Source organism: Bdellovibrio sp. HCB-110, assembly GCF_047323225.1.
In the GTDB taxonomy this organism is placed as follows: Bacteria; Bdellovibrionota; Bdellovibrionia; order Bdellovibrionales; family Bdellovibrionaceae; genus Bdellovibrio.
In genome coordinates this window covers 2,983,318-3,007,750 of record NZ_CP178750.1, presented here as the reverse complement: position 1 = coordinate 3,007,750, position 24,433 = coordinate 2,983,318, and the positions used below count along the sequence as shown (strand labels likewise).

Below are 24,433 nucleotides of genomic sequence, written 5' to 3'. Positions count from 1 at the left end.
CACAAGTACACGTTGACTGCATTTTCAGATATTTGAAACTTGATCCATGCGCCTATTCAGCTCTATTTTTTGTTCTGTTCTTTTTTCAATAGTGGTTGCCTGTGGAGCCACAGGGAGCAGCTATTCGAGTGGAGATGGGAATGGAGATGGCGCCAAACCTACTCCCGATCCTGATTTGCATTTTGCAAATGTCACGACCGAGGTCTTTTCCGTACGTTGTTATCAGTGTCATCATCGGGGCGAAGGCCGTGTTAACGGCAATCTCGGAGTTGATACGTATGACGAAGTGAAAAACAATGCCGACCGCATTTATCAAGCAGCCATTGTTCAAAAGCGCATGCCTTTAGGAGGGCCGCCTCTGACTGAAAGACAATATAATCTGTTAAAGGCCTGGCTTGAAGCTGGCACTCCTCTGCAAACAGAGTTAGAATCTTCTTACTATGAGTTCTAAACAGAAAAAACAAAAGATGATTCAGGCGATCAACAAAAGAGGCTGTCTTTTGGTGTACCCGTTGGAGAATCGCAAAGAACCCGCAAGCTTATGGTCCGAACTGTATCCCCGCACAAAAATGCGTTGGGAATGGGATTCTGATGGAGACAATCGCGTCGGCGAAATGTGGGTGATGCGTGAAGAACTCTCGCGCAGTGAAGAGGTCGTTTATGCAAAATGGTTTCGTGGACGCGCGACTTTTTTCTCAAAGGACGTTTTCATAAATCTTTTGGCGTATCTGGGTACTTCTCAGGAACAAATTCACCTGCCTCGTTCTTCACAGGAAGCTCTGGAGAGTTTCTTGTTGGATTCTCCGCAGTCCACCAAAGTCATCAAAGAAAACTTAGGGTGGCAGGGGCGCATGATGGAAAGTCATTACAATCGCGCGATGAAGCCTTTGTGGAATTATCTTTTTATCGTGGGCTATGGTGAAGTTCAGGATTCCAGTTTTCCGTCTTTGAATATGGCGGCGACTCAGAATATTTTTGAGGAACTGTGGCTGAGTTCACAAAGCATAAACCCAGCCAAGGCAGAAAAGAAGCTTCTTGAAGTTCTCGGTGAAGAAAATCTTTTTATGAAGTACGCGAAGCGTGTCCATGATAGCGCCAAAACTTTGGCAGACAAAACGCCGTAATCACAACAGCGATAGCGCAAATCACGCCACCCACACTGATACTAAAAGGGACGGAAACTTTCGCCGCCATCCAACCGGCACGGGCATTTCCTAAAAGTGGTCCCGACATATAAGAAATCATCTCAATGCCAGAAAGACGTCCGCGCAATTCATTGGGAACAGTTTCATTCCAAATGATTCCTCTGAAAAGACCGCTCATCATGTCGGCAGCTCCGGCAAGCGCTAAGAATAAAACGGCGACCCATAAATGCTGAGCATAACCAACACCAATAATAAATACGGCCCATAAGGCTGCCGCGACAACAACAGCTTTCCCGTGACGAGAAACTTTCTGTGTCCAGCCACTAAAGAGTGTCATGAACAATGAACCAATGGCCATCGCTGAAAATAAAATTCCTGCGGCAGAAGCTCCACCCCATTGTTCTGACATAGAGGGGAAGAGCGCCACTGGAAAGGCAAAGACCATCGCGACAATATCAATCAAGTAAGTGCCGATGAGTTCAGGTTTTGAAAGAGCGTAGCGAAGTCCTTCTTTTGCATCAATCCAAGGGGAGTGCTCTTTCTTTTCCGGATTGGGCATGGACGACATCATAAAGAGCGCCACGAAGGCTGCGACAAAACTGATAAAGTCAAAGAAGTAAGCCCCTTTGATTCCAAAGCTTGCGATAAGCACGCCACCTAATGCCGGGCCAATGATGGCTCCTGCGGAATAACGAAAGCTTCCGAGGGCGCCGATCGCGGCATAATCTTTTTTATCGACAAGTTTCTGTGTCAACGCATCCATGGCCGGGCGATGAAATCCCAGGACAGATTGAAACAGAGCCACCAAGATAAAGATCAAGGGCACAGAAGGTTTGTCACTCCAGGCATTGAGTGTGAGTCCTAAGATTAAAAGGCTCATCAAAAATTCCGAGATCAGAAGAAGTTTGCGACGATTCAGACGATCGGCAAAAGTTCCGCCAAGAATCCCAAAAATCAAAACGGGCAGAAGTTGCACCAAACCCAGCATTCCCACCAGCCAATTGTTTTTTGTAAGCTCATAGACTTGATAGGGAATGGCAACGTAACTCACCATGCTTCCCAAGAAAGAAATCATCTGGCCAAAGAACAGAAGTCGGAAGTCGCGGTATTTTTTAAGAGGGGAAATATCAATAAACATACAAGGGCAATTTAGAGACAATTGCCCGCATTGTCAGCCATTTTCACTGTGAAAGTTTAGTGAATGCCGTAGGCTTTTTTCATTTCCTGTTCATTTCGCGAGTTGAAACGACCGGCGCGGCTGCACATCAGATTATCAACATCGAACTGATAACTGATATAAGCTGCTTCGCTATCATCCCAAAACTCAATATAGCAGTCAGGGAAGCCAAGCACATGGCCAAACTCGTGACGAAGAGTCCATTGGGAGTCCCAACTATCCAAGGAAATCTCGGAATTCATCACGATATTATTTCCTCCGACACTGTCGACGTGGGCGACCACTCCCGGCTTGAAAGCGATATTGGCGGCAGCAAACGGAGCCGTCACAATTTTTAAAAATCCCTGAAGCCACTTGAATTCGTCTTCCACATTGATTTTGACGAATTGATTGATTTTATCATCGGCGTCGGAGCGAAAGTTCATCGTCAAAGAAGTTCCCGTTGTTGTGATGTCGGAGCGGGGTACTTGCACAACAAAGAACGAATCATAAAGGGCTGCGGCTCGAGTTTTATGTGTTTGATAAAGATCAAAGAGGGCGTTCTTCGCAAGACTCTCTTTAAGCTGCTCAAGGCAAGGCTCCATCGCTTCAAGAGCATTCGAGCAAACACCGAAGACCCATTGCTTAAGTTCTTCTTGGCGGGCAGCCGGAAGTGTTGCGATTTGCTCCAACTCTTTTTTGGCGTCGGCATCACCCATTTTAGCAAGGAAATGGAGGCCACGGAAATCATAGACTTTCAGTTCACGATAATAAGAAATATAATTTTTCATTCCACGCCAACGAAGAGCCGTCGAATAAAGAGCATCAATTTTTTTCGCCCACTGTTTGTAAGTATCGACCGGAACGTTCAACGTCGTCGGCAAAGGGTCAGAACTTAAAAGAACGGATTTCAATTCTGCTGGAAGATCTTTTTCAATCAGGTTCCAACGTTCATTGAGAATAGGGTCGTTGTAACGCATGGGTGTTTCAATCGGAATGCCTTTGGATGTTCCTGGAGTTGTAAGTTCAATTTTATCAGCGGGCGCACGATGTGCATTGAGCAGGGCCAGCCACTGCAAATTGCGAGGACCCACTTGCAGAACAGTCTGCCAGGCTTCGGCCTTTTCATTAAAAATTATAAATGGCGATTTGAGTTTTTCGGGATAATTCGCTGAGGGTGATTCCAAGTCTGGAAGATGAAGGTGGTGAGCCTTAAAAGGCGCTGCCACAGCGGCGATCCCAAAGACATTCAAAATGATAAAAAGAAGTGCAGCTTTCATGGAAGCGATCATTCCCTGCACTTTGACATGAGTCAATTACGTTTTCGTATGTTGTATTCCCAGACTCCTTTTTAAAGAATGGGCTCATGAAAACAAAACTTTTTTTATCTCTATTTTTGCTGGCGGGATCGGCATTTTCTCAAGAACAAGTGGTAACACCAGCACCGTTGCCAAGTGTAGCTCCTGATTTAGCCTATTCCACGACGTGCGATACCCGCAACGAGTTGGTTACTCTCTCCTTTGTGGGTGACATCCTTGTTCATCAAGCTCTTTATCGCGCTGTGGTGGCGGGAACTCAGAATTTTTCACAAATTTGGAATCGCACAGATGGCTTGATAAAAAAAGCCGACTTTTCCGTAGGAAATTTAGAAGGACCAGCGGCCTTGGGGATTGATCGTCGCGGACGGGACCGCGGGGATATCGGTTTTGTCTATGACAACGATGTCTATTCTGGAACTAATTTTGTTTTCAATTATCATCCACGGATTTTATCTGACTTAAAGAACTCTGGTTATGATCTGCTGACAACGGCAAATAATCACTCTCTGGACCGCAGATCCATCGGCATTGATAAAACTTTGGCGGCCGCCGAAGACATTGGTCTTCCCACGGTGGGAACTCGCTCATCGCAAGAGCGCAACGGTGTCTTTTATAAAATTATTCCTGTTAAAAACATGAAGGTCGCCTTTGTTGGATGCACAGAGATGACCAATGGAATGCCAGACCCTAACGAGCAAGTTCTTATGTGTTACAAAAATCCCGAAAGAATCCTGGGCCTCATCCAAGAAGTCTCTGCACGTTCGGAGGTAGATGCCTTGATTGTGATGCCGCATTGGGGAGTGGAGTATAAACATATTCCAGAAGCCCAACAAAAAACGTTCGCTAAAAAGTACTTAGAGGCCGGAGCGACCGCCGTGATCGGCTCTCATCCCCATGTTTTGCAGCCTTGGCAAAAGCACATCACCAAAGATGGCCGAGAGACTTTTATCGTTTATTCATTGGGAAATTTCGTGGCAGGCCAAGACGGGTTGCCAAAACAAACTGGAGCCGTGGCGTATTTAGGTCTTTCCAAAGAGGGTGCGCAAAAAGCAAAGATCGTTGGTGTGGGATATACTCCGACGTATCGTCAGGGAACGGAAATTTTTCCTGTAGGAAAAACGGATTCAAGCGAGGTTCTGAATCACGCGGCTCAACTCTTTGGAGTTAAAGGAAGAATCGAACCCACGGCAGATCTTCTTCCATTTTTGTGCTCAGGACCGCGCTCTCCTAAAAGCAATTAATTGCTCACACGCCAGCCCAGTGCTAAACTTGTTTCGGATGAGAGTTCTGAAATGAGTGAAAAAGACAAATTTCCCATGACTCTGGCTGTGCGAGAGTTGCAAAAAGAGGGTGTTCACTTCACAAGTCACCTTTACCCTTATGAAGAAAAGGGCGGCACTGCCGTGTCTTCGCGGGAGCTGGGTGTTTCCGAACATATTGTTATCAAAACTCTGGTGATGGAAACTGACGATAAATCTCCTTTGATTGTTTTAATGCATGGAGATTTGCAAGTTTCTACCAAGCAGTTGGCCCGAGACATCGGTGTTAAAACGGTGTCTCCTTGTAAGCCTGAGGTGGCCGACCGTCATTCCGGCTATCAAGTGGGCGGAACATCACCTTTTGGAACAAGAAAGAAGATGCCCGTGTATATGGAGAAGTCCATTCTCAACTGCGAAACTATTTTTATAAATGGCGGCAAAAGAGGTTATCTGATTTCTTTAAGCCCCCAAGATGTCGTCAAGGTTTTAAAGCCACATCTTGTGAGCGTGGGAATAAAAGGCACTTGATGAATCGCAAACCTCTTCTTCTTTTCATGGTTCTCTTCCTTCTTGGATCTCAAGGAATCGCTAAAGATAAAGAGTCGAACGCAACAATTTATTGGCTCTTCTTTGATTTTCCCATGGCCGTTCGTTTAAAAGAGAATCCTCCGGGATATTTGGTCGAAATGCACCGCCAGTTGATCAGCAAGATGCCCGAATACACGCACCAAGTTGTCGAAGCTTCGTTTCCACGAATTATGGATCATATGGTGAGACATCAGAAATCGTGCACTCTTTTGGCTCTCAAAAATCCCGAGCGTGAGAAGTTCATGGTTTTCGGAACGCCGCTCATGAAGGGCTATCCCGCCGGAGTCATCGCTCGCAAAGACAATGAGAAGATAAAAAAGTTTTTAGTAAAACCAAAACTTTTGGATTTGGATGCCTTGCTTAAAGATAAAAGCATGAATGTCGGCGTTGTTTCGCAACGTTTTTATGGCAATAAGATCAATAAAAGTTTGGAAAAACGTCAAGGGGCCGGTGTGACGGAGCGCAAGGGATTGACGGTCGATCGCGAACTCAAAACCTTGCTGGCCTTGCGCCGTTTAGATGTTTACGTCGGTTATCCTTTTGAAGCCAATTACAATAGCGAATTTATCTTCTATTTCGTCAAGGATGGATTGGAATTGTTAGAGCCCCGCGTATCCTGCGAAAAAACGGAGTTTGGAAAAACCGTCGTAGAGAAAACTGAAGAACTCCGCCGCAAGTACAAACTTGATGCGGAGTTTGATAAAATCTATCAAAAGTATTATCCCAAAAGCGACCAGGAAGAATTCCGAAAGCTCGCGGAGTAAAATTACCAGGGCGCAGCTTCGGGAGCGTAATTTGTTCGAAGCACCAAAGACTGACCGTTGTAGTTCAAACGAATTCTAAAATTATTTTCCGTGTCCTTGTCGGCGACACCACAATCGATAATGTATTTGTCTTCAACAATCTCCACCGTCGATTGCTGTAAAAGGTTTTCTAGTTCTTGGAATGTGACGTAAGCAGGAAGACCTCCTTCGGGAGTCGCCATGTGCCAATTAAAATGGGGGCTGCCAGGTACACTCATTTTCTTACTAAAAAAATGCAACTCAAGACGCTGACTTCTCCTGTCTTTAGAAGTAAAGAGGCCGATCTCGTAATTTTCGATGGCTTCGGCAAAGGGAAGGCTTTGCAAGACCTTGGAAGTTTCCAAATAGTATTCGGGGCCACCGCAACCAGAGGCATGAGCTTGTTGAAACATAGCTAAAGAACCAAGCAGCATTAATGCTAATAACTTTTTCATTGAGATCTCCTTTTTCAAGCTTTGTAGCGTTTTTTGATATAAATAAAAAATATATAATTTAAATATTATCCATGCTAAAAAGGCATATATATGAACTTGCTCCATCTTCAATACTTTTACGTAGTCGCCAAAGAACAGGGATTCACTAAGGCTTCCGAGGTCTTACGCATCCAGCAGCCGGCGATCAGTCGGATGGTGGGCCAGCTTGAGGACAGCTTGGGGCTTAAGCTCTTTGAAAAAGTCGGGCGCAATGTTCAGCTCACCCGACAAGGATTGGAAGTCTTTGAAAGCTGTAAAAGAATTTTTGGTGAAGTCGAAGCACTAGAATCCTCTTTGGGGAAAATCAGCGGTGAGGTGAAAGGTCCTTTGGTGCTCGCGGCCTCTGAACCGATTGCCAGTCACTTTATTCCGGCAATTTTGGATGGGTATTTACAAACCCATCCGCAAGTTTATCCCAGTATTTTTTCGGGACCATCTTCGATGATGTTTGAGCGAATGCAAAAAGGAGAGATCGAGTTCGGTGTCTTCTTTCATATTCCGGATCTTCCAGATAAGTTAGAAATTTTTGAAAGGATTAAATTCCGCTATCACTTGGTGGTAAAAAAAGACTGCCGCCGTAAAAAGGAAGTTTTGCAGTCTTTCATTGGTTCCCGTGAGGTCGATGACACCTCCACGCGCAGGTTTCCAACTTTAGAGAAACTTCGTAAAGATTATCCCGATGCTAAGATCACCATTTCCAGCAACAACCTGACTTCTCATCGCGAAATGGTTTTACGCGGGATGGGTGTTTCTATCTTGCCGGAATTTTTAATCAAGGAAGATTTAAAAAAGGGACTTTTAGCCGACGTTTTCCCTCAGGAAAAATTTGAGTTTGATATGAAGTTTATCAAACGAAAGAGTTCCGTTTTCTCGCTGGCTGCTTTAAAATTTTTGGAGGCGGCTAAGGTGGGATTAGGTTAAAAATGGCGAAGAAAAAAGAAAAGCTAGCGGATCAGAAAATTGAAAAACTGGCGAATATCAGAACCGAAACTCTCAAAGAGACGACAGGGAAGACGTGGGATCAGTGGATCGAGTTTCTTAATAAAGCCGGTGCAAAACACTGGACTTTTCAAGAGACTGTAGCCCATCTTGGAAAAAAAGGAAAAGTCCAAGGTTGGAAACGTCAGTGGATTGCCATTGGATATGAAGTCGCCACTGGAAAAAGAATGCCGGGGAGAAGCCTTAAGGGCGACTACTCCATCACTGTGACGCGCACCATTCACATTGATCATAAAAAACTTTGGAAGTTCATGGCGTCTCCGGAAGGAATTGCTATGTGGCTTCGTCCGATGTCGAAGTTCAAACTGCAAATCAAGCATCCCTACGAAACTGATGCGGGAGTCTTTGGCGAAATCCGTACGATGCTTGCCAATCGCCGCATTCGTTTTACTTGGCAAGAGGGAGACTGGGACAGATCCACCACAGTGCAGATGTTCCTGGTTCCTCGTAAGAATGGGAGCACAATCCTTTGTTTTATGCATGAAAAGCTCCGCGATGGCCGTCTGAGGGAGCCTCTTAGGGAATATTGGTCAGAAATTGCCGAACAAGTAGTCAGTCACGCAAAGACAATGGTCTAGGTTCCCGAAATATCCTTCAAATTACAGAGTGAAAAAGCCGAAAAGATGCTTATGGATTCAGCATCTTTTTTCAAGAGAATTATTGCCCGTTTTGGCGTTGAGCTGTGTCTGATTGTTATGGTCGGACTTGGCGTTTACTTCTATCAACATCCTGGAAAGCTCACGCAAATAAATTCTCAAGCCGAACTCTCTGACGAGGCCTTATCTACGGTGACAAAAATCAAAGACATTGTGGTTCGTGCAGAAAGCTCTGAAAGAGCGTTTATGAAGTCCCGCGGTGAGAAAGATCTTCATGAATACAATCAGCAAGTTTTGTTATTAAACTACAATATGGGGCGCTTGACGAAAATCGTAGGGACGAATCCATACTTGCAAAAACAAGTGGCGAGTCTCAATAAAGTTTTGCACAGCCACTTTGAGGCGGTGAATGCGAACCTAGTGCAAAGACAAAAAGGAGCAACACCGACGAGAGTACCCGCGAGTGCTTCTGTTACGGATGCGATCAACCAGACTTTGACGATCACGCAAAATCAGTCGCCTTTTTATTTGCGCTGGGAATTTTTAACTTCCCTTTTGGTGGCGCTCGGGGCTTTGATTTTACTAAGCCGTTTGTGGCAACGTCAGGATCTTAAAAAACAAACTCAGAAGTCTCAATCTTTGCAGAGCCGTTCTATTTTGCTCGATACCATTTTGAACAGCATGAGTGAAGCCCTTATCGTCATTGATAAAAACGGCTATTTCACTCACTACAACGCGGCCGCGCAAAGGATCATCGGCACGAAGATTAAAGAGGTCGCGGCCGAGTCCAGCGTCGCTGACCTTGGTTTTATCAATGTGGCGACCGGCGAGTACTACAGCAAAAATCAGTTGCCCTTTCAACGAGCCCTCCTAGGTGAACAAGTCGATGACTTGGAAATTTTTGTGCAAAATGAAACTCATCCTGAAGGTGTGTACATCAGTGTTAGCAGTCGTTCACTCAATGACATTGATGGCAGTATTTCCGGGGCCTTGGTGGTCTTCAAAGATATCAGCCGTCGCAAGATGGTTGAACAAGAATGGCAAAGAGCCCGTGAGGCGGCGTTGGAAGCATCGTTGAAAAAATCAGATTTCTTAGCGGCGATGAGCCATGAAATTCGCACACCGATGAACGGCGTGATTGGTATGACGACATTGCTAGCGGACACGGCTTTGAACGAAGAGCAATCCGAATACGTAGGAACGGTGAAGCGTTCTGCGGAATCCCTTTTAATGCTGATCAACGACATTTTGGATTATTCCAAAATCGAAGCTGGAAAAATCTCTTTAGATCCTCAGCCTTTTGATTTGCAGTTTTTGATTCACGATGTGACAGAGATTTTCCGTCCTGCGGTGGCTGAAAAAAATGTGGGACTGAAAGTGATCTTTGAAGATGCGGCGTCCTGGTATTTTGTCGGCGATCAAGGTCGCTTGCGCCAGATTCTGGTGAACCTTTTGGGGAATGCCGTGAAGTTCACGGAAAAAGGTTTCGTCAGTTTGGAGGTTTCAAAGGTCACGGATAAAAATGGACAATGCCAGCTTAAGTTTGAAGTCAAGGACACGGGCCCTGGCTTGAAGGAAGACGAGCGACGCTCTTTATTCCAAAAATACTTCCAAACCAAAACAGGGATGAAGTTCGGTGGGACGGGCCTGGGTCTTTCGATCTCAAAACAGCTTGTTGATTTAATGAGCGGCGAGATTGGCGTTGAAAGTGTCGTGGGCCTGGGGGCGAATTTCTGGTTTACAGTGAATCTTCCTATCGCCCAGGCGCAGGATGTTCCTCGCACCAATGAAACTCGCTTTGCTCCGATGTTCACGGGCTCGGTATTGTTAGTTGAAGATCAGATCGTCAATCAAAGAGTGGCGCAAAGTTATTTGCGCAAACTGGGTTTGCACGTTGAAATTGCCAACAATGGTCTTGTGGCTTTTGAAAAATGTCTGACTCGTCACTACGATATGATTTTAATGGATTGCCAGATGCCAGTGCTTGATGGCTTTGAAGCGACACGAAGAATCCGTAAAGAAGAAGAGCGCTCTGGACGAAATACTCCGATTATCGCTTTGACAGCAGAGTCCGGTCACGGGGATAAGCGTGTCTACCACGAAGCGGGAATGAATGATTTCTTAGCGAAGCCGTTGGAACTTAATCATCTTATGGAAATACTTCATAAATGGTTAAAGCCCACTTCTGACACAGTTTCCGATACGAGGGATTTGGATGTGACGGCTTTGGCCCAGTTGCAAAGCTATGTCGTCAATGATCAAAATCTTGTCGAAGCCCTCATTGAAGACTTAGAACAGTCGGCACCGGATTTGATTGAGTCCATGCGCCAAGCTCTGAATAATTTAGATCTACGAGGGGTGACTGAAGCCGCCCACGCTTTGAAATCCAGCAGCGCGACTTTAGGAGCAAAAAAACTTGCGGAGTTGTGTGAAGCTTTGGAAGAACTGACAGAGATCACAGGCGCTTCATTCTTTATTGCGCAAATCGAAGTTCAGTTTGAAAAAAGCATGAGTGAACTGAGACAGTATACAGTAAAAAAGGAAGCGGCCTAAAAAGAGGCTTTCGGAAAGGGGGGAGAACATGTCAAAAATTCTGATCGTTGACGATCAAAAGAGTGTTCTTCTCACTCTTGAAGCTCTGCTGACCAAAGAAGGACATCAAGTCACCGCATGCACGAATGCGGTCGATGCCATGCGCGCTCTGGCCGGAGAAAGTTTTGATCTGGTTATAACGGATGCCATTATGCCAGGTGGCAGTGATGGATACTCCTTAACCCGAACAATTCGTCGTCAACCTTTATTGGCGAAAGTTCCCGTGATTCTTTTAACGGGAAAGCGCGAGCGCAGTGACGTGGAAAAAGGGATTGATTCCGGAGCAACGGATTACATTGTAAAACCCATCGATCCCGAGCTTTTAATTGCGAAGATTCGCAATGTGCTGACTTCGAAGCCGGCAGAATCGTTGCCCTTCGCATCTGCGGTCGTGCAGTTCAAAGGGGACTGGGAGATTAAAACCGAAGTGACCGCTGTCTCTGAATTGGGATTAAGCATTGTCTCCAATGTACCTATGCCTTTAGGGAAGATTTTGCGTTTAAACACGCCCCTCTTTGATGAGATCGGGATTCCAAAAATTCCTCTGCGCATTGATTCTTGTGACGAAGTGCAGGGAATTGAAACGTCCTATAAAATTCAAACCCAATTTGTAGGCATCACCGAAAAAGAACTTTCACCTATTCGTCTGTGGATTCGCTCTAAGAAAAGCTTTAGAAGCGTTTCTTAGTCCATGCATTTTGACATCCGTTGATTGTTCTGGGGTAGGATTTCTAAATACACTTCGATATAATTAGGGCATGTCTTACTCAGGAAACGTGAAAAGATTAGTCGAAGTCATCCAAGATCTTTCTTCTGCACGCACTCTTGAACAAGTGATGTTGTTGGTAAGAAAGGCCGCCCGTGATATTGCGCAGGCAGATGGTGCGACGTTCGTTCTTCGGGATGGGGATTTCTGCTTTTACGCTGACGAAGATGCCATCAGTCCGCTGTGGAAAGGACAAAGATTTCCCATGTCCGCTTGTATCAGTGGCTGGTCCATGCTGCACAAACAGGCCGTGGTCATTGAAGATATTTACAAAGACCCGCGCATTCCGATTGATGCTTACGCTCCGACATTCGTGAAAAGTTTGGCGATGACACCCATTCGCAAAGAAGCACCCATCGGTGCTATCGGAACTTATTGGAAAGACCTTCATGTGCCCACCGAAGAGCAATTGGAGCTTTTGCAGGCTCTGGCAAACTCCACATCGGTCGCTTTGGAAAATTTAAATCTATATCAAACCTTGGAAAGTCGCATTGAAGAACTCAAGCTTGCGAACAAAACTAAAGACGAATTTTTAACCACCGTGTCCCATGAATTGCGAACCCCGTTGAATGCTATTTTAGGATGGGCAGAAATTCTCTTAGAGAATCCCTTGGAAGATGAAGAAAAGCTGGGCTTAGAAACCATCGAGCGCAATGCACGACACCAGTCAAAAATTGTCGCGGACCTTCTCGATTCATCACAGATTTTGTCAGGCAAACTTCAAGTAAATAAAAAAGAAGTCGATATCGTTGAGATCGCACGAGAGACCGTCAATACGGTTCTTCTAGAGGCTGAAAAGAAAAATGTCGAAATTGAATTTAAAAGCTTGCTTGAAAATGCCACCGTTTTTGGTGATCCGGAAAGACTGAAGCAGATTCTTAGAAACCTGCTGGCCAATGCGATTAAGTTTTCTTATGCCGGTGGAAAAGTTTTTATCGAGATTGCGCCTCGAGGACCTGCGATTCAAGTGAGTGTGCGGGATCAGGGGGAGGGGATTGAACCGCAGTTTCTTCCGCATATTTTTGAAACATTCAGACAGGCAGATAACTCCATCACTCGCAAATATGGAGGTTTGGGTTTGGGCCTTGCGATCTCCCGGCATTTGGCAGAGGCTCACAAAGGCAGTATTTCTGTGCAAAGTGCGGGGAAAGGACAGGGAGCGACGGTGATTTTTTCTCTGCCTCTTTACCATTATGCGGGATCAGAAATAAAAAATGCCGAGCCATCGGGGAAATGACTCGGCAGGTGGTCAGTTGAGGGTTACTGACACATTGAGAGCGACTTCACCATGGAAGTGATACTGCTAATTTTTTGATATCTGCTATTTGTCTTGATAACGGCCCAGTATGCACCGGAGCTCAATTTGATTTTGCCCGTTCTGGCAATTTGTTTTGCCATGATACCCACACCGCAATGAAGATTGATGTAAGGATCTAGGATTGTCTTCTTTGGATCTGTTGGGCTGAGGTACTTATCTTTGTTCCAATCAAACTTACAGAACTTCCAACCCGTGATGTCTTGGTATGACAACTGAAGAAGTCCTTCTGAATACACTGGTTTTCTAGTGACAGGATCTGTACCCATTGTCGTTTCGTGCATGCGCGATGTTGGGCTGTAAGCACTTTCATATCGGGCCATCGCCACGAACAATTGAGCCCACACGTTAGCACGCTCGTTGTCGTTCAGTGAGTTGTAACGGGGACAGAAGTCTCTCATGTCATCAGCACCTTTCAACAAGCTATTCCAATCTTCCAAAACCAATTTCATCAAGTACTGAGACCAAGCTTTGCGCTCTGGTTTGCTGGAAGTTTCCCAGGCCAACGCTTCCATTTTATAATTACCCTGGTCTGGTGGTGGATTTTCAGTCTGTGGCGGTGGAACTTCGGCATGGTCGGGACGTTCAGTGCCGCCCTTATCAACCACGGCCCAAATCATACTTCCACCTTTAAGATATTTTACGACAGCGTCACGATTTCCCATAGAGACTGCCGGGCAACCCCAACTACGTCCTTGAATCACGCTGGATTCTTGAACATAAGAGGCTCCGTGAATAACAACGGCACGCGCACGGGCTCTTGAGTTCGTCGATGAAAGACCATCGAGTTTCAAAGAAAGACCATGTTTACCGTAGTAAGTTTCAGCGGCTCTGTAAACACCCAAGGAGCTGGCATTAGAACCCGACACGTTACTGAACTTTTCAGCGTAACCATCGTGGTTAGAATCAGATCCTTTTCCGTGAGCTGTGCGAATCGCCCAAACACTTCCTGTTTTCATATTGATGATATAAAAACGTTTTTCTTTTGAGCTCTGTCCGAAGTTGATCACAGACATGTAGTCCGTGTTCTTAAAGCTTGATTTGTGTTGGTGAAAGTAAACCAAAGCATCAGAAAGAGCTTTGTAAGGAACCACGTGCTTTGGGTCGACATAATCGTAGTTCTTTAAGATGGTTTCGTGCTGGGAAGCTGCGAGGGTTTCAGTGTCTGTCGGTTCGGGGAGTAACTTTTCAGCGGGAGTATCAGGAGTATCTACAATTTCTTCTTGAGTCGTATCGTCGGGAAGTGTGGCTTCGCCGTTTATATCTCCTCCACAGGCGGCCAGGGTTAAGAATGTGGTTACTAGAAGCGCAGTGCTGAAACGTGAGAATAATGTATTTTCTTTTGCGTTAATCGCCATTATTCCTCCATAGGTCTTTGTGCGTGAACAAAGACTACGGGAGAAAGAATTACAGAAAGGAAAAATTCATTACGGCAATATTAAAAATAGGACCAAGTGCTTGGGAAGATGCGAGCTTATTCGGATAAAGCTCTACGAAGTTCCATGAACAAACGGAAGTTAATAAGAATGAGTGTGAGGATTTTCTAAAATTTTATTTAGAATCTTTTTGGAAACTGAACATCCAGCAAATACCAAATTGGTCGACGAGCATGCCAAAGCGCGCGCCCCAGAAAGTATCCTGCAGGGGCATCGTCACTTTTCCATTTTCACTGAAGGCCTTAAAGAATCTTTCAATCTCTTCAAAGCTGCGACAGTTCACACTGATGTGCACGTTGCTTCCTTGCTGAACTTGGTGGTGGGGCATTCCATCGGAGGCCATCAAAGAAAAGGGCCCTGTGATCATCCCGTGAATAATTCGCTCTTTGTATTCCGGAGGAACATCTACCGGGGACGAGGAGTACGTCATCATCTCCAGATCACCGCCCAAGATACCTTGATAAAAATTCATCGCCTTCTTGCAGAAGCCATCATTGAAGATAAGGTAGGGCGTGATCTGTGACATAGCGGGATTTCTCCTTGCAACTTCAGTGCACCGAACCTTTGAAGTCCGGTCAATGAATTCAAAGAAGGAGTGTTATTTCAAAGTTTTCTCGCTTTTCCCTCACCCTTCCTCTAGAAAATCCATAGTCGGGTAGATTGTTTTTTTGCAATGCATTTAAGCTCACTTCATTACGCAAAAGTAACGAAGGAGTTCGAATGAAGTTTAAATTCAATGCATTAGCGCTGATCTTCGCTCTAGCAATGGGAACTGTTGCTTGTCAGGGAGGAGGAGCCAATGATTTCACAGATGAGGATAGTCACGATATTGCAGATCATATTCACAACGATGCTTCGATCAATGAAGAAATCCAAAGTCTAGGATGTGTAAAAGCCTCGAGTTCGCAGAAAAGCCAAGTCAACTTGGGTCTTAGTAAGAAAGACGAGTTTTTGCAAAAATGTGCGAGGGAGACCAATAATTCTTTTTGGTGTGATCAACTTGTTCGCCCGAACCCGCGCAGTGTGAATACGTTCCGTTGCACTTATGGTTCGTCTCAAGCCCACAACCTTGTTCATCCAGACGAAAAAACTTGGAAGTACCCCATTGAGGGCGTAAAAATTCTGCAAGATCTGACAGCCAAAGGCTTGAAGGTCAGTCAGATCTACAATTGGTGGAGACCCGAGCCTTACAATAAAAATGTCGGTGGCGCTGCCGGAAGACATCCCTATGGAACTTCCATTGACGTGAGATTTGCAAGCAATAGCGAAGCAGATCGTGCCTTCCGTGAGCTATGCAAAATGCGCAGTAAAAAACGCCTCAGAGCGATTGGCCACTATGGAAGTGCATCATTGCACATCGGTGTCGGCGATAAGACTGCGAATACATGGGGTCGAAGCTGTAACTAAAATATCTCAGCGCTAAACTCCTCCTGGCCAGGTTTCGGGCATGTCCGATTTCCTTTTGTGAGTAGGGATGGATTTTAGCGCTGTGGTTTTGTCGACAAAGACAAAGGCGTCATAACGTTTTGCCGGAATGGTCTCCACATAATTTCGACCTCGGAAATCATAAAGAGGACTGTACACCACGCCAACGGCTCTGTGTCCATAGCCGCGATGACCAAGACTTCCTTGGCGGGCTTCTGAATCAAAGAGCGTATAAAATCTTTTTGTCTCTAAATCCTCAGCGACTTTGTGGCAGAAGTATTCAAAAGAAGATTCTCTGGCCGGAGGTAAATCCATAATGGTCTCTCGGCCTTCCCAGGCGGGACCCGCGAGAACTTGTCCTTCAAAGGTTCCAAAACCGACTAAAGAAACTTGATTGATGCCAAAACGCTCTCGCGCGAGACCACCTAAGTTCACGTAACCTTCCTCGAGCATATCTGTCGCATGATAATCGCCAATATGACTGTTGTGAGCCCACACAATGCATTTACTCTCGGGACCTTCTTGTTTAAGGAGCATATCCAGTGTGTCGATCATGTGTTGATCGCGGACGTTCCAAGAGTCCGGACCGCCAAAGAGCATAGAACGATAATAATTCTCGGCATGGGCGACGATGCGCGCGTTTTGTTGAGCGCTAAACAGATCAGGAGCCTTGCCCGAGATGTCGTCTACGCGCAAGCGCAATAACTTGCGTAAATTTGCGACCACATCTTTTCGACATCCTTCAGGAAACTGCACAAGATAACGGGCATAGGCTTTTTCATCGCGATCAAATGGATCGAAGCAAGCATACTGAGATTTGACTGATTTGGCGAGTTCGGGATCGAGATTTTTTGTAAACTCAATCACGTAATCAAGGGACTCAAAAAGAGAATAGACGTCCAAGCCATAAAAACTGGCGCGATAACTTTTCATCCACTCAATGAGTAGAGCGGTCTCATCATTAGCCCACATCCATGTCGGCCAACGATGAAACTCTCTCATAATGTGCTTTGCACTTTCACCTTTGTCAAAGTGAATATAGTCATTCAACTTTTGGCAGTCCGGCCAGTCCCCTTCGACGGCGATAAATTTAAATCCATGATCACGAATTAAGCGTTCCGAAATATTTCGACGGATGCTATAAAATTCCTCCGTGCCATGGGTTGCTTCTCCAAGCATCACGACTTTTGATGAAGCAACGTTTTCAATCAATTCATCCCAGCTCTGAGCGTCGCGAATCGCGTGGGATTTTTTTTCCAACTCCGTGACAACTTTCTCCTGAGGGCGCGTGGGATTTTTTTTATTTTGCAAATACTGTGTGAACCATCCCGCAGCATACTCGACAACCTCTTCAAGTGTTCCCGGTTCCTCAAAAAGATGAGTGGCCCCGGGGACGATCACTAAGCGAGAGTTTTTGATTTTGTCGGCGGCACTTTTATTCATGGCGATCACAGGGATGTCGTTTTGTCCGACGATTAAAAGAGTCGGAGAAGAAACTTGTTCCAAATATTTATCAGCCAAATCAGGTCGGCCGCCTCGGCTAACCACGGCAGATATTTTCTTTTTTGATTGAGCTGCGGCAACCAAGGCGGCTCCAGCTCCGGTGCTGGCTCCGAAATATCCCAGAGGAAGAGTTGGATTATTGATTTCTGCAAGCCCGGCGTCGGTGGCCAGTAAAAGTCTTTTCGCTAAGAGGTTCAGATCAAAAACATTGCTGCGATCCAAGGACTCTTTTTCACTTAAAAGATCAAACAGCAGCGTGCTAAAACCTATTTTATTAAGCTCTTTAGCCACAAACTGATTGCGGGAGCTTTTGCGGCTGCTTCCACTACCGTGAGCAAAAATAATCAGACCTTTGGATTTTTCAACATGGGTGAGATCCCCGAATACTTTCACGCTTCCATCCTGAATAGTAATTTCGGTTTGTGCTTCGTCTTTGAGAAAGCGAGACTCACCAATCAGCCGCACAACTTCTTCATCAGAAACTTGTGTGAAGTCTTCATACCAAAGGCCGACAGCCATAAACTTTTCTGGTGTCGAAAGACAGACGACCTGATCGGCCACTCTTTGTATTTTGTCGATCGTTTCTTGGGCACCGACGGGAGCTGCCACGATTATTTTCTTGGGCTCTTTTTGACGCAAAAATTGGATGGCAGCCATCAAAGTGGAACCCGTCGCAATGCCGTCGTCGATAAGAATCACCGTTTTTCCTTTAATTGGCTCTGTTTTTTTTGAGCCTCGAAACTTTTTAAGCTGCTCTTGAATCTCGGAAATTTTTTCCTTTGCAGTTTGATTCAAGTAAGTGCGTTTCAGGCTTAAGGCTTGAACCAAAGACTCATTGAAGATGGGTTTGGCATCTTCGCTCACAGCTCCTACGGCGAGTTCAGGTTGGCGAGGAGCTCCGATCTTTTTGACCATTAAAAGATCCAGTGGGCACTTAAGAATTTTTGCCACTTCAAAGGCCAGAGGCACGCCGCCTCGGGGAATGGCTAGTACAACGGGATTTTGATCTTTAAACGAAATTAATTTTTCACCGAGAAGTCGTCCGGCTTCCTGGCGATTTGCGAAGCGTTCCATAGTGACTCCGATATTTTATAAATGATATTTATAGTATTCCTGATAATGGGTCTTGCAACATGACCTCAGACAAAAATTCAGAAAAGTTTGTGCTCGGGCACTTTAAAAATAAGTAACGTCACTAAGCAGTCCTAACTGCGATAATATTTTTTCAAATATTAAAGGAGGCTTTATGGCTAATTTACCAGACTCTTGGAGATCGGGACGCTTTGCCAGTCCCTTTCGAGAGTTTTCTCGTTATCAAGAACGAATGGATCGACTTATGAACGAATTGCTGGGTGCCCGAGGCGAAGAAGGAACCATGGGCTTTGATTTTTCTCCTTCCTGTGAAATCACGGAAGAAGAGCGCAATTATCTTTTGAAAGTGGATTTGCCAGGAGTAAAAAAAGAAAATGTAAAGGTCGAAGTCGACGGCGACCGGTTGACGATCCGGGCGGACAGAAAAGAAGAGAAAGAAGAAAAATCCAAACGCCGTCATCTTTCTGAAATTTCTTATGGCTCTTACGTAAGAAGTTTCAATTTGCCGCAACCGATCGACGAAAGCAAAGTGGATGCGCGCTTTGAAGACGGAGTTCTTCGGGTTTCTATTCCGAAAGCGGAAGGTTCCAGCAAAACGAAGCAGATATCTGTTCACTAAATCACCCAGGAGGACCCGTGCTGACAGCAAAGGAACTTTTAAGTAAAAAAAGTCATCCCATGGACACGGGTCTCAGTGCCCCTGAAATAAAGGAGTATCTTTCTCTTTTTGATGGCTGGTCACTTCAAGATAATAAGATCACCAAAAGTTACTCTTTTAAAAACTACTATGAAACAATGGCTTTCGTGAATGCCATAGCCTTCATCGTTCATGCCGAAGATCATCATCCAGAACTCACGGTGATGTACAATAAATGCATCGTTCAGTTCGACACTCACTCCGTCAACGGTGGACGGGGAGGGATTTCTGAGAATGATTTTATCTGTGCCGCTAAAATCGACGCGCTCTTGTCATCCCCAAAGAATTAGTTTTCTGGAAACTCAGGTTTTTTATTTAACACTTTTTTTACCAGCGGGTAAGCGCTCAGGTCGCCTTCAAGTCGTCTTTTAAATGCGGCTTCGATACGCGACAGATCCTTTTTGTATTTTTTCTGCATGGAGAAATAAAGAGGGAATGTTGCAAAAATACTCTCACTCATTTTCACTTTTTTGGTGCCATTTGGAGTGGAGACGAGGGCACTTTTGCCGACCTCTTCAATGGATAAAAAGTAGTCCACTTTTTTATCTATTAAGAGCTGGGCATTGTGGTAAGGGTTGATCGTGGTGACATATTTTAGACGTCGGGCTTTTGCTTCTTTTTCAATCATCGAGTTGTTCAGAACAAGAGCACCCCGGTACTTTTTTAAATTCTTCTCGTTAAACTTTTTATTCTCTGCCAGATAAAAGACGTGAACATCGACAAAAGAAATAGGGAAAGAAATGGTGATGACTTTTTCTCTATCTGTGGTCAAGGCAAGATCATCATAGGCGATGCTGTCGACTTCACCGCGAACGAGGGCTTCGTAGGGAAGAACTCCGGATATTTTCTTAAGCTCTGTTTTAAAACCGGCCTCTTTCAAAACATCCGATAGAAACTGATAGTACTGCAGGATAGCCTGATTGCGCGTGATTCCAAAAGGAACGCCGACAGTGAGGGTGGTTTGAGCCAAAGCAGAGGAAGCTCCGAAGAATAAAACAAGATAGAGCAGAATTTTCATTTGTATTCATAGTAGACGCTTTTAAGACCTTTCGGCAACAAGGGACAAAAATAAAGTTGTTTTAGACCTAGGAAGTTTTCGCGATTTTTTGTAATGTGTGAAAATGTATCAACTGCGCCCCTATCAACAAGAAGCTGTTCAAGCGACACTCCAACATTTCCGTCGAGAAAAGTCTCCGGCTGTAGTTGTCTTGCCGACAGGAGCTGGGAAAAGTTTGGTTATTGCTGAACTCGCCCGTTTGGCTAAGGGGCGAGTTCTTGTCATGGCCCATGTGCGTGAGTTGGTGGAACAAAATCATGCAAAATATATTTCGTTTGGTTTAGACGCGGGGATTTATTCGGCGGGTTTGAACCGCAAAGAAATGGATCAAAAAGTTATTTTTGGCAGCATCCAGTCCATTGCGAGAGCGCCAGATGAATTTTTTGAAAACTTCTCTTTGTTGGTTATTGACGAATGTCACCGCGTTTCGGTGGACGGCGATACTCAGTACTTGCAAGTCATTTCGAAATTGCAAAAATTGAATCCAACGCTTTGTATTTTAGGTTTGACGGCAACGCCTTACCGTCTTGGGCTCGGGTGGATTTATCAGTACCATGTGCGGAAGAAATTGCAGCAAACAACAGAAGATCGTTTCTTTAAAAAATGCATTTATGAACTTTCCATTCGTCATTTGATTAAAAATCAGTTTCTCACTCCTCCGGTAAAAATTGATTCGCCTGTGGCTTGTTATGATTTCTCCAGTTTAAAACTGCAGCAGGGACGCTACGTCATGGCGCAAGTTGAGGAACTGCTGAAAGATCAAAAGCGAATCACCCCTTTGATTATTAAAAATATTGTCGATATGGCGAAAGACCGCAAAGGTGTGATGATTTTTACCAGTTCTATTAATCATGCCATTGAGATCATGCAGAACCTGCCTCCCTATATTGCGGCTCTCGTTGTCGGCGACACTCCTGATCAAGAGCGCGATGAAATTATCGAAGCCTTCAAACAGCAAAAACTAAAGTTTTTGGTGAATGTCTCGGTTTTGACGACAGGCTTTGATGCTCCTCATGTCGATGTGATCGCTATTCTCCGACCGACGGAATCCGTCAGTTTATACCAACAGATCGTAGGCCGGGGATTGCGCTTAAGCCCTGGCAAAATGGATTGTCTGATTTTGGATTATACAGGACAAGGTCATGATCTTTATTCTCCAGAAATTGACGAAGACAAACCCTCCAACAAGGCAGTCAAGGTTGATGTCATTTGTCCTGAATGTGGTGTTACAAATAATTTTTGGGGATTGGTTGATCCTGACGGAGAATTGATTGAGCACTACGGGCGAAAATGCAAAGGAGCTTTTGAAGATCCTTTGACTCAGGAACTGTCGCCTTGTGGTTTTCGTTTTCGCTTCAAGAGGTGCGAGCAATGCGGTTCAGAAAATGATATCGCAGCCAGGGGATGTGCCTCTTGTGGAAATGTCCTGGTTGATAATGACAAAAAGTTAAAAGAGGCCATGCTCCTTAAAGACGCCCATGTGATGCGTGTCGAAACTATGACTTTTCACAAGAGCCAAGATAAAAAAGGCAGTGCTCGTTTGGAAGTTCATTATTTCGATGCCGATGCACAAGTGCTCAAGGAATATTTTTATCTGAACTCTCAAGAGGATTGTCGTGCTTTTTATTTTAACTTCATTCGCATGCACAATCGTCTTCCAGAACAGAAAATCTTTGTGCGCAATGCGGACGATGTTTTATTGGTTCAGAAAAAGTTCCGCATGCCCATGTTTGTCATTGCGAGAAAGCAAAAACATTTTTGGAGTATTCGGGAAAAGATCTTTGAATAGGTTCGGTCCTAGGTCGCATTTCTTGTTCTGAGAAATCTTGGTATTCTGCGGCAAGAGGAGGTTCCTATGGGTCATAACAGAAACAAGGGTTTTAGTCAGACGAGCAAAAGATTTGATGGGGACTTAAAGGACCAGCATCGCCGCAGTCGCAATAAGCAGATGGATCATGTCAGTCCACGAAGAGAAGAAGAGTCTGAACCTGAAAGCGATAAGACCAAGAGTTCCGAATGGAGAATAGGGCGTAGATAATTAATCCGCATCCAATCGAAGTTCGCGAAAGCGAATGTGCATTTTCTCGAAGTTGGATTTTCCCCCAGGGCCGGTGATCTCTGGATAGGTTGTACTTGAATTGCCAGCGACCACGGCCTTCCTGCCGCCAGGTAAATATTCACGCAATTCTGAGTTCACGACAGGTTCTTTATTGATCTCAATTCTTTTTTCAAAGACACCTTCTGTTGTAGACGTAGGAGCACGCTCCACTTCTTTAGGTGTTTCCGGTAAAGGGGCGGGTGGTGTGGTGGTGGCTGCAACCGCCGCAACAGGCGCTGCACTTGCAACAGAACCGCCTGAGCCCTCGCTATGACTTTGTTCATCGCAGTTTTTACCTTCTTTAAGTGATTTCGCCACCGACAGAAGTGAAACTCCGGATGAGGCCAACAAAAGACCATACGTGTGTTGGCAAAGTCTTTCTTTTGAATGAAGAGATTTTTTGTCAGAAAGGCTCGCTTCTAGTGTTACTTGATGGTAGGCCGCTTTTTTTTCTAGATCGAGCATACTCAGTTTGGCCGTGCATATTTCTGGTGAAAATACAGGAGGTTTGCAGGTGGCTCCATTGGACATAAGACCTTTAAGAATTTGTTTCATTCCATTTGCAGCAGCAGCGCAGGACATATTGCACTTCTTACGAAGAAGTCCACACGTTGCAGTGTAGGCCGTGATTCCTACTTGAGCAATCGTCATGGCTTTGGAAAAAGATTTGCAAGAGTCATTGACGGCGATACTGTTGACTCCAGCGAGTACCAGATTTAATCCCGCCAAGGTTTTCTGTAAATCGGGACTGGTTTCTTCGCGGCAAAATGTGGCGGCCCGAGCCTGATCTTGCAGGCAGGCCTCACGATTCGACACATACATTTGCAGTCCATTTTGCAGAAGTCCCAGTTCTGGTATGTTCAAATTGCCGGACATGGCTGTGATTGTTCGTATCACAGCGGTGAGATTTTTTGGAACGCTCTCGAGTCCTGTGGGAACCGTTTCATCGGGCGTAAAAGGTTCCGCGGCACTTGCAGCAGAAGCCGCAGATGCACTCGTTGAAATCAGCAATGACATTATTAAAGTAAATAGCTGTTTCAAAAATCCCCCCAAGAAATAGATCGGTAACCTGAGTGAACGGCAAGAGGGATTTCTTGTTTATACGAGCTTCTTTCCGACAGCGATTGGTAATTTCAAGTCTCAAATTGAAACGAGATTTGGTTATAGAATTTCCTTCATCTTTCTCTTAAGAAATTGAACAAACAAGGTCATTCTCTGTGAAACCTGGGTGTTCTTATAATAAACAGCATGAATCTCTTGTCGCGAATCTGCGGTTTGGGCTTTTAAGATTTGTACGATGCGACCTTCCTCGCGGTCTTGCTTTGACATGAAATCCGAAAGACAGGCAATGCCCACGCCTTCACGCAACAAGTGCAGAATCGTTTCACCACTGGAAGCACTGGTGTGGGGTTTGATTGTATATGAACTGCTATTCACTGTTTTCAGTGGCCAGATATTGAGTTCGCGGGGGGCCGTGAAACCCAAGAGTCGGTGATGAGCAAGTTCTTCGACGGACCTCGGCGTTCCATGTTCTTTAAGGTACTCTGGGCTTGCATAAATACGCAGACGACTTTCACCAAGGCTTGTCGCATGTAAAGTCGAATCATCCAATTTGCCAATGCGAATAGCCACATCGATGCGTCTTTCTAAAAGATCAATGATTCGTTCACTGCTATGAAGTTCGATATGGATGCCGGGATAAAGATCATTGAACTCTTTAATAAACGGTGTGATCGCGTGAAGAATAAAGGGAGACGCGGAATCCACCTTCAAAGTTCCTGAAGGAGCAATGTTTTTTTGTTGGACGGACTCTTCCGCCAAATCAAAGGACTGTAGAATTTCACGGGCATGTTTTAAAAAGATTTCTCCTTCTTGAGTCAGATCCAAGCGTCGAGTCGTTCGGCGCAGCAACGTGCAGCCGAGCTTTTGCTCCAGACGCGAAAGGGTCCGACTGACCCCCGAAGTGGTCTGTTCAAGGATTTCCGCAGCGGTCGTAATAGATCCAGAATCCACAATAGAAACAAAGGTTTGAAGCTCATCAAGAGTGGTTTTCATTATTGACTCCCAGTCAAATATAAATTGCCATTTCATATCTAAATTAGCAAGAGTCTTGG

23 protein-coding genes are annotated in these 24,433 nt (G+C 45.1%); 14 read left to right on the top strand and 9 right to left on the bottom strand.

What is annotated here, in order from left to right; genetic code table 11:
* The first annotated feature begins 46 nt into the window (after positions 1–46).
* Complete coding sequence (locus tag ACL934_RS14290; protein ID WP_374074524.1) at positions 47–451, top strand: hypothetical protein; 405 nt, start codon at positions 47–49, stop codon at positions 449–451.
* Complete coding sequence (locus ACL934_RS14285) at positions 441–1,124, top strand: hypothetical protein (RefSeq protein ID WP_374074522.1); 684 nt, start codon at positions 441–443, stop codon at positions 1,122–1,124. Before ACL934_RS14290 ends, ACL934_RS14285 begins: the two co-directional genes overlap by 11 nt.
* Here ACL934_RS14285 and ACL934_RS14280 read toward each other — a convergent pair.
* Both ACL934_RS14280 and ACL934_RS14275 read right to left on the bottom strand, forming a co-directional pair.
* The gene (locus ACL934_RS14280; RefSeq protein ID WP_374074521.1) at positions 1,063–2,283 is read right to left on the bottom strand and encodes an MFS transporter; all 1,221 of its coding nucleotides are present in this window, start codon (positions 2,281–2,283) and stop codon (positions 1,063–1,065) included. The genes ACL934_RS14285 and ACL934_RS14280 overlap by 62 nt on opposite strands.
* 56 nt (positions 2,284–2,339) lie before the next feature.
* Complete coding sequence (locus tag ACL934_RS14275) at positions 2,340–3,581, bottom strand: hypothetical protein (protein WP_374074520.1); 1,242 nt, start codon at positions 3,579–3,581, stop codon at positions 2,340–2,342.
* Positions 3,582–3,667: 86 nt separating this feature from the next.
* Between ACL934_RS14275 and ACL934_RS14270 the strand changes: the two genes are divergently transcribed.
* The 3 genes from ACL934_RS14270 to ACL934_RS14260 are packed head-to-tail and all read left to right on the top strand — an operon-like array spanning position 3,668 to position 6,231.
* A complete protein-coding gene (locus ACL934_RS14270; protein WP_374074518.1) occupies positions 3,668–4,861 on the top strand; it encodes a CapA family protein in 1,194 nt (397 codons plus the stop codon).
* 51 nt (positions 4,862–4,912) lie between these two features.
* Positions 4,913–5,407 carry a Cys-tRNA(Pro) deacylase gene (gene ybaK, locus ACL934_RS14265; RefSeq protein WP_374074516.1) on the top strand — a complete coding sequence of 165 codons (495 nt, stop codon included), beginning with the start codon at positions 4,913–4,915 and terminating at the stop codon, positions 5,405–5,407.
* Positions 5,407–6,231 (top strand): hypothetical protein, encoded by an 825-nt coding sequence (locus ACL934_RS14260; RefSeq protein ID WP_374074515.1) that lies wholly within the window; start codon positions 5,407–5,409, stop codon positions 6,229–6,231. Before ybaK ends, ACL934_RS14260 begins: the two co-directional genes overlap by 1 nt.
* Before the next feature lie 2 nt (positions 6,232–6,233).
* On the opposite strand, the gene ACL934_RS14255 is transcribed toward ACL934_RS14260, so the two are convergent.
* Positions 6,234–6,704, bottom strand: a complete 471-nt coding sequence (locus ACL934_RS14255; RefSeq protein ID WP_374074513.1) for a hypothetical protein — start codon at positions 6,702–6,704, stop codon at positions 6,234–6,236.
* A 90-nt stretch (positions 6,705–6,794) separates the two neighbouring features.
* On the opposite strand from ACL934_RS14255, the gene ACL934_RS14250 reads away from it, so the two are divergent.
* The 5 genes from ACL934_RS14250 (at position 6,795) to ACL934_RS14230 (ending at position 12,933) form a co-directional block, all read left to right on the top strand.
* On the top strand, positions 6,795–7,664 hold the full coding sequence (locus tag ACL934_RS14250; protein WP_374074511.1) for a LysR family transcriptional regulator: 870 nt from the start codon (positions 6,795–6,797) through the stop codon (positions 7,662–7,664).
* A gap of 2 nt (positions 7,665–7,666) precedes the next feature.
* Positions 7,667–8,320 (top strand): SRPBCC family protein, encoded by a 654-nt coding sequence (locus ACL934_RS14245; protein ID WP_374074509.1) that lies wholly within the window; start codon positions 7,667–7,669, stop codon positions 8,318–8,320.
* Positions 8,321–8,371: 51 nt separating this feature from the next.
* Positions 8,372–10,891 carry an ATP-binding protein gene (locus ACL934_RS14240; protein ID WP_374074507.1) on the top strand — a complete coding sequence of 840 codons (2,520 nt, stop codon included), beginning with the start codon at positions 8,372–8,374 and terminating at the stop codon, positions 10,889–10,891.
* Positions 10,892–10,919: 28 nt separating this feature from the next.
* On the top strand, positions 10,920–11,618 hold the full coding sequence (locus ACL934_RS14235) for a response regulator transcription factor (protein ID WP_374074506.1): 699 nt from the start codon (positions 10,920–10,922) through the stop codon (positions 11,616–11,618).
* A gap of 88 nt (positions 11,619–11,706) precedes the next feature.
* Positions 11,707–12,933: an ATP-binding protein gene (locus tag ACL934_RS14230; RefSeq protein WP_374074504.1), complete on the top strand. Its 1,227-nt coding sequence runs from the start codon at positions 11,707–11,709 to the stop codon at positions 12,931–12,933.
* A gap of 23 nt (positions 12,934–12,956) precedes the next feature.
* Here ACL934_RS14230 and ACL934_RS14225 read toward each other — a convergent pair whose 3' ends face one another.
* Together ACL934_RS14225 and ACL934_RS14220 are read right to left on the bottom strand one after the other, a co-directional pair.
* Complete coding sequence (locus ACL934_RS14225) at positions 12,957–14,369, bottom strand: murein L,D-transpeptidase catalytic domain family protein (RefSeq protein WP_374074502.1); 1,413 nt, start codon at positions 14,367–14,369, stop codon at positions 12,957–12,959.
* A 193-nt stretch (positions 14,370–14,562) separates the two neighbouring features.
* A complete protein-coding gene (locus tag ACL934_RS14220; RefSeq protein WP_374074500.1) occupies positions 14,563–14,973 on the bottom strand; it encodes a VOC family protein in 411 nt (136 codons plus the stop codon).
* Positions 14,974–15,167: 194 nt separating this feature from the next.
* Between ACL934_RS14220 and ACL934_RS14215 the strand changes: the two genes are divergently transcribed.
* On the top strand, positions 15,168–15,854 hold the full coding sequence (locus ACL934_RS14215; protein WP_374074497.1) for a hypothetical protein: 687 nt from the start codon (positions 15,168–15,170) through the stop codon (positions 15,852–15,854).
* 12 nt (positions 15,855–15,866) lie between these two features.
* Here ACL934_RS14215 and ACL934_RS14210 read toward each other — a convergent pair whose 3' ends face one another.
* The gene (locus ACL934_RS14210; RefSeq protein WP_374074495.1) at positions 15,867–18,449 is read right to left on the bottom strand and encodes an erythromycin esterase family protein; all 2,583 of its coding nucleotides are present in this window, start codon (positions 18,447–18,449) and stop codon (positions 15,867–15,869) included.
* Between the two features lie 172 nt (positions 18,450–18,621).
* Here ACL934_RS14210 and ACL934_RS14205 point away from each other — a divergent pair, with 172 nt between their 5' ends.
* Positions 18,622–19,086 carry an Hsp20/alpha crystallin family protein gene (locus tag ACL934_RS14205; protein ID WP_374074493.1) on the top strand — a complete coding sequence of 155 codons (465 nt, stop codon included), beginning with the start codon at positions 18,622–18,624 and terminating at the stop codon, positions 19,084–19,086.
* Between the two features lie 17 nt (positions 19,087–19,103).
* The gene (locus ACL934_RS14200) at positions 19,104–19,454 is read left to right on the top strand and encodes a 4a-hydroxytetrahydrobiopterin dehydratase (RefSeq protein ID WP_374074491.1); all 351 of its coding nucleotides are present in this window, start codon (positions 19,104–19,106) and stop codon (positions 19,452–19,454) included.
* On the opposite strand, the gene ACL934_RS14195 is transcribed toward ACL934_RS14200, so the two are convergent.
* On the bottom strand, positions 19,451–20,182 hold the full coding sequence (locus ACL934_RS14195; RefSeq protein WP_374074489.1) for a hypothetical protein: 732 nt from the start codon (positions 20,180–20,182) through the stop codon (positions 19,451–19,453). The two genes, ACL934_RS14200 and ACL934_RS14195, sit on opposite strands and share 4 nt — an antisense overlap.
* A 103-nt stretch (positions 20,183–20,285) precedes the next feature.
* Between ACL934_RS14195 and ACL934_RS14190 the strand changes: the two genes are divergently transcribed.
* Complete coding sequence (locus ACL934_RS14190) at positions 20,286–22,010, top strand: DEAD/DEAH box helicase family protein (RefSeq protein ID WP_374074487.1); 1,725 nt, start codon at positions 20,286–20,288, stop codon at positions 22,008–22,010.
* A gap of 249 nt (positions 22,011–22,259) precedes the next feature.
* Here ACL934_RS14190 and ACL934_RS14185 read toward each other — a convergent pair whose 3' ends face one another.
* On the bottom strand, positions 22,260–23,360 hold the full coding sequence (locus tag ACL934_RS14185; protein ID WP_374074485.1) for a hypothetical protein: 1,101 nt from the start codon (positions 23,358–23,360) through the stop codon (positions 22,260–22,262).
* A 120-nt stretch (positions 23,361–23,480) separates the two neighbouring features.
* Positions 23,481–24,374: a LysR substrate-binding domain-containing protein gene (locus ACL934_RS14180; RefSeq protein WP_374074483.1), complete on the bottom strand. Its 894-nt coding sequence runs from the start codon at positions 24,372–24,374 to the stop codon at positions 23,481–23,483.
* Positions 24,375–24,433 lie beyond the last annotated feature (59 nt).

Bases quoted from the DNA above. Each gene is read 5' to 3' on its own strand.
- ACL934_RS14290 (WP_374074524.1), top strand. From the start codon at position 47: ATGCGCCTATTCAGCTCTATTTTTTGTTCTGTTCTTTTTTCAATAGTG.
- ACL934_RS14285 (WP_374074522.1), top strand. From the start codon at position 441: ATGAGTTCTAAACAGAAAAAACAAAAGATGATTCAGGCGATCAACAAA.
- ACL934_RS14280 (WP_374074521.1), bottom strand. From the start codon at position 2,283: ATGTTTATTGATATTTCCCCTCTTAAAAAATACCGCGACTTCCGACTT.
- ACL934_RS14275 (WP_374074520.1), bottom strand. From the start codon at position 3,581: ATGAAAGCTGCACTTCTTTTTATCATTTTGAATGTCTTTGGGATCGCC.
- ACL934_RS14270 (WP_374074518.1), top strand. From the start codon at position 3,668: ATGAAAACAAAACTTTTTTTATCTCTATTTTTGCTGGCGGGATCGGCA.
- ybaK (WP_374074516.1), top strand. From the start codon at position 4,913: ATGAGTGAAAAAGACAAATTTCCCATGACTCTGGCTGTGCGAGAGTTG.
- ACL934_RS14260 (WP_374074515.1), top strand. From the start codon at position 5,407: ATGAATCGCAAACCTCTTCTTCTTTTCATGGTTCTCTTCCTTCTTGGA.
- ACL934_RS14255 (WP_374074513.1), bottom strand. From the start codon at position 6,704: ATGAAAAAGTTATTAGCATTAATGCTGCTTGGTTCTTTAGCTATGTTT.
- ACL934_RS14250 (WP_374074511.1), top strand. From the start codon at position 6,795: ATGAACTTGCTCCATCTTCAATACTTTTACGTAGTCGCCAAAGAACAG.
- ACL934_RS14245 (WP_374074509.1), top strand. From the start codon at position 7,667: ATGGCGAAGAAAAAAGAAAAGCTAGCGGATCAGAAAATTGAAAAACTG.
- ACL934_RS14240 (WP_374074507.1), top strand. From the start codon at position 8,372: ATGGATTCAGCATCTTTTTTCAAGAGAATTATTGCCCGTTTTGGCGTT.
- ACL934_RS14235 (WP_374074506.1), top strand. From the start codon at position 10,920: ATGTCAAAAATTCTGATCGTTGACGATCAAAAGAGTGTTCTTCTCACT.
- ACL934_RS14225 (WP_374074502.1), bottom strand. From the start codon at position 14,369: ATGGCGATTAACGCAAAAGAAAATACATTATTCTCACGTTTCAGCACT.
- ACL934_RS14220 (WP_374074500.1), bottom strand. From the start codon at position 14,973: ATGTCACAGATCACGCCCTACCTTATCTTCAATGATGGCTTCTGCAAG.
- ACL934_RS14215 (WP_374074497.1), top strand. From the start codon at position 15,168: ATGAAGTTTAAATTCAATGCATTAGCGCTGATCTTCGCTCTAGCAATG.
- ACL934_RS14210 (WP_374074495.1), bottom strand. From the start codon at position 18,449: ATGGAACGCTTCGCAAATCGCCAGGAAGCCGGACGACTTCTCGGTGAA.
- ACL934_RS14205 (WP_374074493.1), top strand. From the start codon at position 18,622: ATGGCTAATTTACCAGACTCTTGGAGATCGGGACGCTTTGCCAGTCCC.
- ACL934_RS14195 (WP_374074489.1), bottom strand. From the start codon at position 20,182: ATGAAAATTCTGCTCTATCTTGTTTTATTCTTCGGAGCTTCCTCTGCT.
- ACL934_RS14190 (WP_374074487.1), top strand. From the start codon at position 20,286: ATGTATCAACTGCGCCCCTATCAACAAGAAGCTGTTCAAGCGACACTC.
- ACL934_RS14180 (WP_374074483.1), bottom strand. From the start codon at position 24,374: ATGAAAACCACTCTTGATGAGCTTCAAACCTTTGTTTCTATTGTGGAT.